The sequence below is a fragment of the Ktedonosporobacter rubrisoli genome (assembly GCF_004208415.1).
GTDB lineage: Bacteria > Chloroflexota > Ktedonobacteria > Ktedonobacterales > Ktedonobacteraceae > Ktedonosporobacter > Ktedonosporobacter rubrisoli.
Window position 1 is genome coordinate 610,937 of sequence record NZ_CP035758.1, and the last position, 12,567, is coordinate 623,503.

Consider the following 12,567-nt stretch of genomic DNA (forward strand, 5'->3'; position numbering starts at 1 on the left):
CTGAGCGTTTCTTCAGCGAGCATTCGATCTGCTTCAGTGTAACATATTTTTTAGCTCCACGGTTTTTTTGGAGCTCAATGGCACACTATAATCAGATGCTCATATCACTCTATGGCAACTCAGAGGCCAAGGCCTAAAGGGATTTGCCGCTATAGTAATTCATCAGAAGCAGAATATGCATAGCATGAGCCAGAACGGAACAAGGGGGAGGGAGATAAGAAAGCGTAATCTGCAAAGCAAAAAGGTCATAAGCAGAACAGCAGCTGTGTTTGTAAAAAAAAGCTGTCATTTTCGTATGTATGTGTACATATGTTATTTAGGAGGTAAGATGGAAACAGCTTCTATTGCCCTGGTTATTCCAGCTCTCAATGAAGAACAAGCGCTTCCGGCTGTTCTTGAAGAAGTTCCCTCTGAGCTGGTTCACTGGGTTTTTGTTGTTGATAACGGCAGTACAGATGCAACAGCTAGCGTTGCGCAAGAAAAAGGTGCCATAGTAATTGCGCAACCGCAACGTGGCTATGGCGCGGCCTGTTGGAAAGGCCTGCTAGCAGCTCAACAAAAAGGCGCAGATATCGTCGTCTTTATGGATGGCGACGGAAGCGATCATCCCGGAGACCTCTCTTCGCTGCTCGCCCCGTTGCTGGAAGGAAAAGCCGACCTGGCTATTGGGCTACGCAACGGCGAGCAGGCAGAAAAAGATGCGCTGCCGATCCATGCACGTTTTGGCAACTGGCTAGTAAGTCGACTTATCAATCTGCTCTATGGCTGTTGCATTCATGATCTGGGCTCATTCCGGGCCTTGCGCTGCGCGACGCTGGAAACTCTAAGAATGAAAGATATGTCGTCAGGTTGGCCGGTTGAGATGCTGGTTAAAGCCGCACGCCAGAAATATCGCATCGCCGAGATTCCACTTCGCTATCGCAAGCGCAAGTATGGACATTCCAAGGTTGCTAGCACATTCACAGGCAGCATTCTCGCGGCCTATCTGATGCTAAAAACAACATTTAAATATGTAAGGAGCGCAGAAGCATGACTAGCGACACAGCGCTGATCATTTTGGCGCGCTATCCCGAACATGGGAAAGTCAAAACCCGCCTCGCGCGTGATCTAGGAGTGGAAAACACGCTTGTGCTTTATCAGGCTTTTCTACAGGATCTGCTCCTCAAATTCTCCTGCTGGCACTATGATCTGCATTGGGCCTACACGCCAACAGAGCGCGACTTTGCGGGTCTTCTAAGCTCATGGGCGCCACAAAATGGCCCCTACTGCTGCTGGCCACAGCAGGGGCAGGACCTGGGCAAACGCTTAATGCACGCCTTTTGCCTTACCCTGCCATCTTATCGTTCTGTCTTGCTGATTAGCTCGGATACGCCTCAGCTTGAGCGTGCGCAACTTTTGCAAGCCAGAAAGGCCCTTGACGTTAGTGACGTAGTGCTCCTACCGGCTGAAGATGGCGGATATTCCTTGATTGGTATGAATAAACCCTACGATCTCTTTTCTGGCATACCGATGAGTACGGATGCAGTATTAGGGCTAACAGTCAAGAAAGCCCAGCAGCAGAGCCTTACCGTATCGTTACTTGCACCTTGCTTTGATGTTGATAACATTGCGGCGTTACGTCGGCTCAGCGCGCTTTTAGAGCAGAATCCAACGATAGCGCCTACGACTGCTGCCTGTCTGCAGGATATCGCCCTTCAAAGGAAGGCTTCATGAAACTATTGAGCTTGCGAACCAACTGGCACCCCTCAGACAAGCAAATAAATTATTGGCGGCTCGCGGCGCTTGGAGGGCTACTTGGCATTTCGCTCTGCCTGTACGCGGTCTTCCTCTTGCCGAATATAGCGCCGATAGCGCCCACACTCTGTTGGATGTTTGCCCTGCTACCCTATGGCCTTGCCTGCTTTATCGTGCTTAAGAAGAAAGCGCTACAGGGACGCATGCTCTGGCTCGAACTAGGCCTCATCCTTGCCGGGGCCTGCCTTCTGCGCGGCATCTTGCTTCCGACAGAGCCACGTTTTTCACCCGACGCCTGGCGCTACATCTGGGATGCCCGCGTCACGCTTCATGGCTTCAGTCCCTATGTATATGCCCCACAAGATCCGCAGCTTTTGCCCTTGCGGAACATGATTTATGAGCACATCGGCTACCGCACTGTGCCTACAATCTATCCTCCGGCAGCTCAGCTATGGTACCTGGTGAGCTATCTGCTCGCGCCCGACAATATAGTCGCGCTTAAGACTGTCTTTGCCATGCTGGATATCATCAGCTGCGGCTTACTCGCGTACTTTCTTTATCTCAAAGGACGCAACCCCGCCTTGACGATTGTTTATGCCTGGTGCCCATTGCCTATTGTTGAGTTCGCCGGGCAGGGACACCTTGATGTTATCGCGATCAGCTTCTCGCTCATGGCCCTGCTATGCACACGCTACAAGCGGCGCTGGCTCGTCGGTATCCTCATTGGGGTGGCGACACTGGCCAAATTTTATCCTGCGCTCCTCTTGATAGCAGTCCTCAAAAGGCACGATTGGAAACTACTGCTTGGCTTTGCCGGCACACTTGTCCTGGGCTATGCTCCCTATGTATGGCTCGGGCATGGCCAGATTTTCGGCTTCCTGCTTAGCTATAGCGATGAATATGCCTACAATTCCGGGCCAATCCAGCACTTGATCTTCTGGCTCGCAGATCAGATAAGGGTACAGGCTTCCCTTCTGACATCTCCTCTGGAGGGCCTGTGGATGCTTGGGGCTGCGCTGCTTACCATCTGGTTACGGCTCAAGAAAAATATGCAGCCAGAAGGAGCTTTTTTCCTGCTTATCACTGCTCTCTTCATGATTTCACCGCATATCTATCCCTGGTACACAGCGATTTTCGTGGCCGGAGTTGTGCTACTGCTCAATTCCCCTGAATTGCTTGTTTCCTCGCGATACCGTTTGCTTCCTGTACTTCTCCTGTACTTTGCCTGTGTGACGCCTCTCTATTACCTGGTGAATGGCAAATGGCTCTTGTATTACGCGCTGGTATATGGCGTTCCCATCTCTGGGGCTTGTCTCGTCTTGTTGCTCTCTCGCCGGCGGTTCAGGCCTATACATAATATAAATGAAAATGTTAGCGACATCTCTTGTAAGGATCAATATGAGAAAAATAGTGCTTTAAACGATCGTAAAACTGTGGAAACAAGGACTTGATATGAACATCTATGGCAAAGGGCGAACATTCTTCATTGCGGGCGGCGCTGGCCTGATAGCCGGCCTCATTGCCGCCCTGCTATCAACGGTTCTCATGGGCATTCTACGCGTTTTTGCCGGTATTCCCACTCCCGTAGAGCTGATTGGCGACTTTATCCTAAAGCATATAAACGTTGACAGATTTATCCAACTCTTAAATATGTTCGCGCCACATCCAAAAACTGGACCATTAGGAGTTGCCCTGGCGGCTATGCTGCTTCTCGGAACGTTGCTGGGTTTACTATATGCAGCACTTGTCAGGGTAAGCCTTCCGAGCGCGCAGAGAAGGCCAGGCCGGCGCGAGTGGCTTGTGAGTATATTATTCGCGGTAGTGATGACGCTCCTGGGAACCGGCCTTTTCTGGAACGAGCTGCGCCAGAATCTGCTTGGCTTTCCCATCAATAGCGCTCGCCTGCTCACTATCGCGAGCCTTTTAGTCTCGTTTAGCGTTTATGCCCTGACATTGTGCCTGGTTTATCGGCTGCTGTTGCCCGCCCGGCCACAAACTAAGCAGCAACGCCGACAAGTGCTCAACTACCTTGGCGTTACAGCGCTGGGAGTCATTTCGGGCGGTGCAATAGCTTTATTGCTTCAGGACTATCTGGGCAAATATGCAAGCTATGACGGTTTCACCACACCCCTACACGGCAAGCGAACGGCGCCCATAACGCCCAACAGCGAGCACTATGTTGTGACCAAAAATACGCTAGATCCTACGCCAGATAGTGCTCTCTGGCGGCTTGAAGTGGCGGGCCTTGTCAGGCAGCCGGGCACATATACCTATGCCGAATTGCAGCAGTTGCCAGCTGTTTCACGCGCAATTACCCTTGAATGCATCTCAAATCCGCTGGCCGGGCACTTGATGGGCACGGCTATCTGGCAGGGCGTAGAGCTGAAAACGCTGCTTGAGAAACATGGTGGAACACTGCCAGGGGCCAATTTTATTACTATGTACAGCGTTGATGGCTATACGATAAGCCTGCCCGCCACGGAAGTCATTGCCGTCAATCCGCTCCTCGCCTGGAAGATGAACGCAGAGCCCTTGCCCCAACGCCACGGCTTTCCGCTGCGTGCGCTCATCCCCGGGCGTTATGGAGAAATGAATCCCAAGTGGCTTACCCGTATCGAATTTACAGAGCAGAAAATAGAGGGCCTCTACCAAAGTCAGGGCTGGTATGATGGACCACTGCATACCACCAGCCGCATCGATTTTCCCACCCCAGAGACACGCCTCACCTTTGGGCAAGCGGTTACCTTCAGCGGCATCGCTTTTGCCGGCAACCGTGGCATTCAACAGGTTGAGGTGAGCACTGATGGTGGCCAGAACTGGACCCGGACCAGCTTGCAAGATCTCCACTCGCAAGACGCCTGGGTACTTTGGTCATGGCGCTGGCAACCTGATCGCCGAGGCAAATTTTCCTGCGTTGTACGAGCCGTTGATGGAAGCGGCACTGTACAAAGCGCGCAACGTCGGGGCGCGGTTCCTGCCGGGGCTACCGGCTATCACACCGTCCCCGTTGAGGTAATCTAAAACATACGCTGGAAAGGGTTTTTCATGACAATATCGACAAGCATTGCTCTCCCACGCTCGATCTATATCGAGCCAACAAGTCGCTGTAATGAACTGTGCCAGCAGTGCCCGCGCACACTGCTTTCGCGCGAAGAGGATCGAGATCTTACGTTCGCTGAGTTTCGCTACATTGTTGATCAATTTCCACAGCTTGAGCGCGTGGTGCTTCATGGCCTGGGGGAGCCGCTGCTGAATAAAGAGATTGCCCAGATGGTTCGCTATCTCAAAGAACGCGGAGCCTATGTCCTCTTTAACTCGAATGGGATTGCGCTCACCCGGCAGAAGGGTCAGGAACTTATCGAGGCTGGTCTCGACGAATATCGGCTCTCGATGGATGGGGCCTCGCGCGAAACCTATGCGCATGTACGCGGCGTTGACGCATTTGAGAAGATCTGGCGCAACGTTGGTGCTTTCGTTGAGCTGCAAAAAGAGCAGCGCAGGGACAAGCCTGCTGTCTCGCTCTGGTTTACGGCGATGCGCGAGAATCTACACGAGCTTCCTCAGTTGATAGAGCTGGCTCACACGCATGGTATACGTGAGGTGTATATGCAGCGGCTTGTCTACTTTAATAAGGGCCTGGCCGCTGCTCAACAGAGCCTCTTCAGGCGGGCGCTGCAGGAAGAATTAGCCCTGGTGAAACAATGCGAGCAAAAGTGCCAGCAGTATGGCATCACGTTTAAAGCGGCTGGAGCCATGTCTCCGCTCGAAAGCATAGTTCATGACTTTGGCTCTCGCCCCTGGGCGGGCTGCCGCCGCCCCTATACCTTAACCTATATTACCTCAAGCGGCAATGTGTTATCCTGCTGCTTTGCGCCCTTCGGCCATCGCAGCAGGCAAGAATATCAGGAAGAGCGTGTGCTAGGCAATATCTTCAATGAATCGCTTGAGGAGATCTGGCAAGGCGAGCGCTACACGGCCTTTCGAGACGCCTTTGAAAGCGAGCATCCAGCCCGCCACTGCGCACAATGCGGCCTCAACTGGAGCTATTAACATGACATTTATATTAACCAGAGCACATAACAATCTATAAGTCGTTGGGGAGAGACCGGGCTTAGCCAGGCTCTCCACTAAAGATATAATTCTCAAGACCGGATTTGAGGGCGAGCTCTCTGGCTTCGTCTAAACCATAGCTACGTCGTGTACCCCTATCAACTTCCTGCAGAAAGACAATATCAGCTCCAGTTTGTTGTATAATTTCGGCCTGGCGCTCTAAATCAATGCGCTAATCTGTTCCCTCACCATGATGGATATTAAAAGTCATTACCTTAAGATGCACTTTTCTCAATTTCCCTTCTCAGGCTTGCTTATCGCTCGCAGAAATTCCAGCGAGGCACTACTGATCTGCTCGTTGGCCTGGCTCCTACTAATACTCGCCTGCCCATCGCCTTTCTGGAGCCCATAATCGCCAAAATAACTGTGAATCCCGCCCTTCACCACGATATAGCGGGTATGGTCAGGTAAGAATGTCCTGGCATTCTCTACTTTTGCCGGTGTCGCCAGGCCATCATTGCTTCCGGATATCGAAAGGACAGGCATCTGAGCAAGTTGCTTGCGGATATCGCTTGCTGGATACGAGGCATACAAAAGAAGTCCTCTTATCTGGCTGGCATGCTCGGCGGCAAAGACACTGGCAAAGGTTCCTCCCAGGGAATGCCCGCCAATGACCCAGTTCTTTATCTCAGGATGCTCTTTGATAATCCCTGAGGCTTGCCCAACACCAAGAAACGCCAGATTCAATGGCATCTTTACAATAAATGCAGGATATCCCTGCTCGGCGAATGTGCGCATATAGATCGCATATGCTCGTGGATCTACCTTAGCTCCTGGATAAAAGATAAGCCCTGTGTCAATGGGCTGCTTTGGTATAAAGGCAATTGCTGTATCGCTTATTGAAACATCTACCTGACTATCTCGCTGGCAAGCCTCTACAGCTTCCTGCGCGGCTGGCATCGGCTGGAGCCAGTAAATAAGATAGGCAACACCCAGCACTATAAGTACTCCTACCACACATCCTATCACTTTCAGTATTTTACGCGCCTTCATTTTTCTTTCCTCTGTTCTCATTTCTTCCACTATCCTTACTTTACTTACTTACCGGTAAATAAATTACCATATAGAGAGGAGCATTTCAAGCTACTTCTACGGAAGCTTACAATGCATTCAGGGGAAGTATTCATTAAGCCCCATGGGCATGTAATCTGTATTATCCATAAAACATATATTGGACATTGAAATGAAGCTGACTTAGAATAGGGACTGTAAAGTTCACAGAAATTCTATTTATAACAAGGAGGTCAAATCAGATGATTGCGCGCTTATGGAAAGGTTGGACCACACTAGAAAACGCAGATGCCTACGAGAGCCTGCTGCGCGAAACTGTGCTCCCTGGTCTTCAGCACATTAATGGCTATCGCGGTGGATATATTATGCGCCAGGATGGCAACGAAGAGGTAGAATTTGCAGTCCTGAACCTGTTTGAATCATTGGAGGCCGTGAAGACCTTTGCCGGCCCTGATTATACGGTTCCGGTTTTTGAGCCAGAAGCCAGGCGCCTGCTCGCCAAAGTTGAGCCGATTGCCCGCCATTATGAAGTGAAGAGCGCACCGTAGCGCAAGGCTGATCTTTTCGCTTTGCGCCACTTAAGAAAAACTGGGATAGGTTCGGCACTGCAGATTACTTTTGCTCAGGGCCTATCCCGCTGCAAAATCGGAGCAAGGGAAAACGACTCTGAGAAAGATGTAGAAGGCTCTCACTCCTCAGAATTCCATTTTGCCTCGCACGCCTGGCGATAAGCGATGGCCACCTTGAGCCACTCCCTCAGGCGATCTCTTTTGAGCGCCGCGTAGGCAGCCTCCAACAGAGCATAAGATGTCTCTCTGAACTCCTTATAAATCCAAAGATCCTTTCCCAGCTTTAAGGCCGCGCCTGGATAGCCCTGCTCTAGCAGCTTTATGGCTTTTGTCGCGTTCTTGCGAACATCTTTCTCGCCGGGCACGTAATTCCCGAGTTGGAAAGGATCGTGCTCGTCGATAGGCACATAGCTTTTGGCCGGGACGACGATGCCCATACCATCGCGCGTCATTGGATAAGCTTGTCGCCGGGGAACATATTTCCGGAGATAGTGAGAACCCACCTCTTGACGTTCCACAGTTTCATAGGCTTGCAGGGCTGATCTTAAACTTGCGAGCTGATTTAGCTTTTCCTCGTATGACTGCTCATATCCCGGATCGCTTTGCAAATAACTCAGGTTATCCCTATAAAACAGCTCCAGGACATAGCGGGCCGCTTCAAATAGCGTCTCGCCCACAACAGTGATTTCGAATGCATCATGGCTATAAAAAGCCGCCACCGGAAACGCAGGATTTTGTGGATCATCGATATAGTAGCCCCAATGATAACCATCGGAGTGCCCGCTGGCTAAGGTCAGAAATTCTGGTGGGTCATTATAGCAGCGCGCAGCCCAGAGGGCATTGCCTTCGTCCTGGGAAATTCCTTTTAAGATGTCAAATGGACCTTGCAGGCTCATTTCTAGCAGGGCAAACAACGAGACATGGGATTGCACGAATTCCCAAAAAGTAAACAGGCTTTCAGGAAATTGCAGGCCATAGATCTGCTCCAATTGGATATGCGGTTCCATTGGCAGGATAGCTCCTTCTTTGTTGTCCTTTTCCATAAGATATCATGAACTACATAAAAATGCACGCGTGGTCGTACTTGCTCAGGGCTATTTAATGTTCGTGAGAAAGCCTTCACTTCAGCCCAAAAAAGGATGAGAACCTGGTAAAGTGATAGTACATCAAAACGTCACGAAACGAGGTCTCATCCCAAATGAACTATACCATGATGGCCCAAGCAAGTGAATTGGCAGGTTGGAACAAAGAGAGCGAAGCCCTCTCAGTGTATCAAGCGATGCAACAGCTCGAAGATCGACGCAAAAACAAAGGAAAGCGCTACAGTTTGGCGCTCGTGTTGACGCTGATTATCCTCGCGAAAATGGCAGGAGAAACGACATTACAAGCAGTTTCCGACTGGGTGCGCTATCGGAGTGCCTGGTTGCAAGACGTCCTGCCAGATACCCGCGCCACCTTTCCCTGTGTCGCCACCTATAGCAATGTCTTGCGGGCTGTCGACCCAGCTCAGGTAAATCAGAAGCTCATGGATCTCCTGATCCGTGTACGTGCGCAAAAGCGGGTTGCGAGAGAACAAGAGCATATCATCCTCGACGGCAAGACTCTTCGGGGAACCCAACACCATCTGGCGAAAGATCAACAGAAAATGCATCATGTCGCCTGTTATGAGGCCCAGACCGGCATTGTGATCAAAGAACACATCGTTGCTGAAAAAGAAGGAGAACTGACCCACGTTTCAGCCTTTCTCACGCCGCTCTTCCTGCAAGGACGTATTCTTAGCGCGGATGCTCTTTACACCCAAAAATCGATCTGTCAGCAGATCATCGCTTCTGGTGGAGAGTATCTGTTCTTCGTGAAGCAAAACCAACCCACGCTTGCCGAGGATCTCCGTCTCTTCTTTGGCGAACCTCCCCTTGATTGTCTGGATTGGCGAACTCAGGTGCAGACTGACAAAGGGCACGGGCGGCTCACGTGCCGGTTCATTCAAGCCTCCACGGAACTCAATGATTTCCTGGCCCGCGATTGGCACGAAGTTGGACAGGTCTTTTGTCTCCGTCGGCGAGTCGAATATCCTTTGCGCTGTACCCAAGAATATGTCTATGGCATCACGAGCCTGACACCTCAACAGGCAACCCCCTTGCGCCTGCTTCAGTTGATCCGCGACCACTGGCGCATTGAGAATCGGCTCCATTGGCGTCGCGATGTCACCTTGCAAGAGGATGCGTGCCAGATCCGCAAAGGATGTGCTCCTCACACATTGGCCGTTCTTCACTCCTTTCTGCTGGCTCTCTTCGATTTTTGCGGTGTCACCAATGTCAGGCAACAGATGCGCTGCTTCGATGCTCATCCACTCCAAGCTCTTCAGCTCTTGCTCAAGGCCTTGGGGGAAAATTAAAAAGCCCTGCGGCTTGCCATTGAGGTGCAATGCTTTGTATAGTAGTTACTATCACTACCGAGACAAGGGAGGCTATCTTGTGAGCGCTTACTGGTTAACTGATGTACGGTTAGAAACAGGTCGGGTTAGCGAGGACGGCTGGGAGAGAACCCAAACGGCCCTATTTCATCTTAAGATTGCTGATGGCCAGATTGAGGCAATTCTTGCCGCCGGTCAGGAGACGCCACAGGACGGGCTAGAATTGCGTTCCGCACAGCAGGCCTTGGCTTTGCCTGCCTTCATCGAGAAACATGTCCATCTGGATAAAACCTTTCTCGGAGGTGGCTGGCGGCCAACCAGGCCGGTCGGCAGCATTCTTGAGCGCGTCGCCCTAGAAGTGGAGCTGCTCAAACAACATCCATTGCCAACGGAAGAGCGCGCCAGCAAATTTCTTGACGTGATTCTAGCTGCAGGCTCAACACATGTACGTACGCATATCGATATCGCCCCGGCTTATGGGCTAAGTCATCTAGAGGCCGTGCAAGGCGTGCTGCAAGCCTATCATGAAAAACTGTCTTATGAGATTGTCGCCTTCCCCCAGCACGGCTTATTGCGCACGCGCTCACAAAAGCTGGTCAGGGAGGCCATGCGCCAGGGAGCCACGTTAGTTGGTGGGGTTGATCCTGCTACTGTAGATAACGACATAGAGCGCTCGCTTGGCGAAATGATGGAAATCGCTGTTGAGTTTAAGGCTGGTATTGATCTCCATCTCCATGATCAAGGACCGGCAGGTCTGGCTACTATCCAGCATCTGGCCGATCTGACCGCAGAGGCCGGATGGCAGGGACGGGTCGCTATCAGCCATGCCTTTGCCCTGGCCGATCTGGATAGAGGTGAACTTGAGAATCTAGCTCTACGCCTCGCCGAATTGCAGATCGCCATTGTCTCCAGCGTTCCCTATCGGGTAAGGCCGCCGCTGCCCCGACTCAGAGCGCAAAACGTACCTGTCGCCCTGGGCTGTGATAATGTCTACGATAGCTGGTCATCCTTTGGCAACGGCGATATCCTTGAGCGTCTCAATCGCCTGGCCCAACTGGAAGGTTGGGGTGATGAGGCCTCACTCTCGCGCTCGCTGGGCTTGATTACCGGCGGGAAAACTCCGCTCAACGACGCGGGAGAGCAGGTCTGGCCCCAGGTAGGCGATAGTGCAGATCTTGTCTTGCTGGATGCTTCCTGTTCGGCAGAAGCCATTGCCCGTCGTGCCAAGCGGTTGACCGTCCTGCATCGCGGTCGCCTTATTGCAGGTACGCTAAACACTTAACTCGTTCGTGGGCCGGCAGTTCTTTCGACTTGCCGGCATTCATCCCTCCTGACGGTCCCCATAAGCCAGAATATGGCCTATCTGAATGAAAAGGGCAGCATAGTCAATAGAGGCAATGTTGGCTGTGTCGAGCTCAAGTCTAGTTGAGAGCCATCCATACAATTTAATCGCCCTCTTGTAGCAAAGGTTTTTCGGTAGCTGTTTTCTGCAGCATAGAAGTCGTACCGGCCAGGGTAAGCAAGACGAACAGGCCAGAGAGGGCATAGACGCTTCCCTGGATATTGAGCATTAGTGGAGCTCCCAGCCTATCGCCAAAGGCTCCCGCGAGTCCCATCCCGATCAACACCATCAAAGCCTCTACAGACTGAAATGCCCCAAAGATGCGACCGCGCAAGCTATCATCCACAAGTTCTTGCAGCATTGAGGACATGCCAACGATCATGCCAAGGCTCGGAATACCAACTACGATAAAAAGCGCCCACAAAAGGAACAGATTTGGCACAAAGAGAGGCACGTTAATGATAAGCAAGTCAATAAGGCCAAACAGGAAGGCACAGACGCCAAGCAGACGGGCGGATGGAACACGTTTCCCAATCCAGCCAATAAACAAACCGCCAAGCAAGCTACCAATTCCCTGCATTGAACCTAACGAGCCATAAACCGCAGCTCCATAGTGCAACACCTTCTCCACAAAAACAACCAGCAGCACGCCAAAGACTCCCTCACCGATACATTGCAGAGCGCGCATCGCAAAAATGATAATTAATGGGCGCAGACGCAAAATCAGCCTTAGCCCTTCTACCCAGGCGCCAAGCAATTTCTGCTCGACAACTGCCACGCCTGCCAGGTCTTCTCTCGGCTGCAAGTGGGCTGGCAGGCGCATCAGGGCCAGCATAACGCAGACAGATAGGAAGGATAGAGCATCGAGCAAAACAACACCATTCAGGCCCAGGCTCACGATTAATAAACCTCCCAGGGCCGAACCGAAGAGGCGGGAGAAGTTCTGGCTGATAGACCTCAGCGAGTTGGCCGCGACAAGCTGCTCTTCACCGGCAAGCAACGGGATGAGTGCCTGTTCGGCCGGATAGACAAATTGAGAGAAGACGCCGCTACAGAACTGGACAATGTAGAGTATCCAGAGCTCCGCCTGGCTATGTACTGCCAGCAAGGGCAAGAGTGTAACGGCCAGGAGCGCATTACTAATAATCATCGTCTTGCGCCGATCCCAGCGGTCCACCAGCACGCCGGCAAAAGAACCAAGCAGTAGATTTGGCACAAAGCCGGTGATGAGCATCATGCTCGTAGAGAGGGCCGAGCCCGTTAAGGTGTAGACGTAGACAGGCAAGCCGATCATCAATAGCCAGTCACCGATGAGTGAGAGCAAGCCGCCAAACCAGAGCAAACCAAAGTTGCGCTGCCGCAAAAGTGCCAGCATAGAGATACTTCCT

General features: G+C 51.8%; 11 protein-coding genes. 8 read left to right on the plus strand and 3 right to left on the minus strand.

Annotated elements, in window-relative coordinates:
* Positions 1–328: 328 nt before the first annotated feature.
* From EPA93_RS02745 to EPA93_RS02765, 5 genes are read left to right on the plus strand one after another with little or no spacing between them, the layout of a single operon-like run.
* On the plus strand, positions 329–1,033 hold the full coding sequence (locus tag EPA93_RS02745) for a glycosyltransferase family 2 protein (RefSeq protein WP_129885565.1): 705 nt from the start codon (positions 329–331) through the stop codon (positions 1,031–1,033).
* On the plus strand, positions 1,030–1,713 hold the full coding sequence (locus EPA93_RS02750) for a TIGR04282 family arsenosugar biosynthesis glycosyltransferase (RefSeq protein WP_129885566.1): 684 nt from the start codon (positions 1,030–1,032) through the stop codon (positions 1,711–1,713). Before EPA93_RS02745 ends, EPA93_RS02750 begins: the two co-directional genes overlap by 4 nt.
* On the plus strand, positions 1,710–3,185 hold the full coding sequence (locus tag EPA93_RS02755; RefSeq protein WP_129885567.1) for a glycosyltransferase family 87 protein: 1,476 nt from the start codon (positions 1,710–1,712) through the stop codon (positions 3,183–3,185). Before EPA93_RS02750 ends, EPA93_RS02755 begins: the two co-directional genes overlap by 4 nt.
* 1 nt (position 3,186) lies before the next feature.
* Positions 3,187–4,755, plus strand: a complete 1,569-nt coding sequence (locus tag EPA93_RS02760; RefSeq protein WP_129885568.1) for a molybdopterin-dependent oxidoreductase — start codon at positions 3,187–3,189, stop codon at positions 4,753–4,755.
* Between the two features lie 24 nt (positions 4,756–4,779).
* Positions 4,780–5,784, plus strand: a complete 1,005-nt coding sequence (locus EPA93_RS02765) for a radical SAM protein (RefSeq protein WP_129885569.1) — start codon at positions 4,780–4,782, stop codon at positions 5,782–5,784.
* A 291-nt stretch (positions 5,785–6,075) separates the two neighbouring features.
* On the opposite strand, the gene EPA93_RS02770 is transcribed toward EPA93_RS02765, so the two are convergent.
* Complete coding sequence (locus tag EPA93_RS02770; RefSeq protein WP_165422830.1) at positions 6,076–6,837, minus strand: alpha/beta family hydrolase; 762 nt, start codon at positions 6,835–6,837, stop codon at positions 6,076–6,078.
* 260 nt (positions 6,838–7,097) lie between these two features.
* Here EPA93_RS02770 and EPA93_RS02775 point away from each other — a divergent pair, with 260 nt between their 5' ends.
* The gene (locus EPA93_RS02775) at positions 7,098–7,403 is read left to right on the plus strand and encodes an antibiotic biosynthesis monooxygenase (RefSeq protein ID WP_129885571.1); all 306 of its coding nucleotides are present in this window, start codon (positions 7,098–7,100) and stop codon (positions 7,401–7,403) included.
* Between the two features lie 140 nt (positions 7,404–7,543).
* Here EPA93_RS02775 and EPA93_RS02780 read toward each other — a convergent pair whose 3' ends face one another.
* Positions 7,544–8,431, minus strand: a complete 888-nt coding sequence (locus EPA93_RS02780) for an ADP-ribosylation family protein (protein WP_165422831.1) — start codon at positions 8,429–8,431, stop codon at positions 7,544–7,546.
* A 191-nt stretch (positions 8,432–8,622) separates the two neighbouring features.
* Here EPA93_RS02780 and EPA93_RS02785 point away from each other — a divergent pair, with 191 nt between their 5' ends.
* Positions 8,623–9,819 carry an ISAs1 family transposase gene (locus EPA93_RS02785; protein ID WP_129885573.1) on the plus strand — a complete coding sequence of 399 codons (1,197 nt, stop codon included), beginning with the start codon at positions 8,623–8,625 and terminating at the stop codon, positions 9,817–9,819.
* 34 nt (positions 9,820–9,853) lie between these two features.
* Positions 9,854–11,119, plus strand: coding sequence for an amidohydrolase (locus EPA93_RS02790; protein WP_207229429.1), 1,266 nt, complete (start codon positions 9,854–9,856; stop codon positions 11,117–11,119).
* Positions 11,120–11,282: 163 nt separating this feature from the next.
* Here EPA93_RS02790 and EPA93_RS02795 read toward each other — a convergent pair whose 3' ends face one another.
* Positions 11,283–12,554 carry an MFS transporter gene (locus EPA93_RS02795; RefSeq protein ID WP_129885575.1) on the minus strand — a complete coding sequence of 424 codons (1,272 nt, stop codon included), beginning with the start codon at positions 12,552–12,554 and terminating at the stop codon, positions 11,283–11,285.
* Between the last annotated feature and the right edge of the window lie 13 nt (positions 12,555–12,567).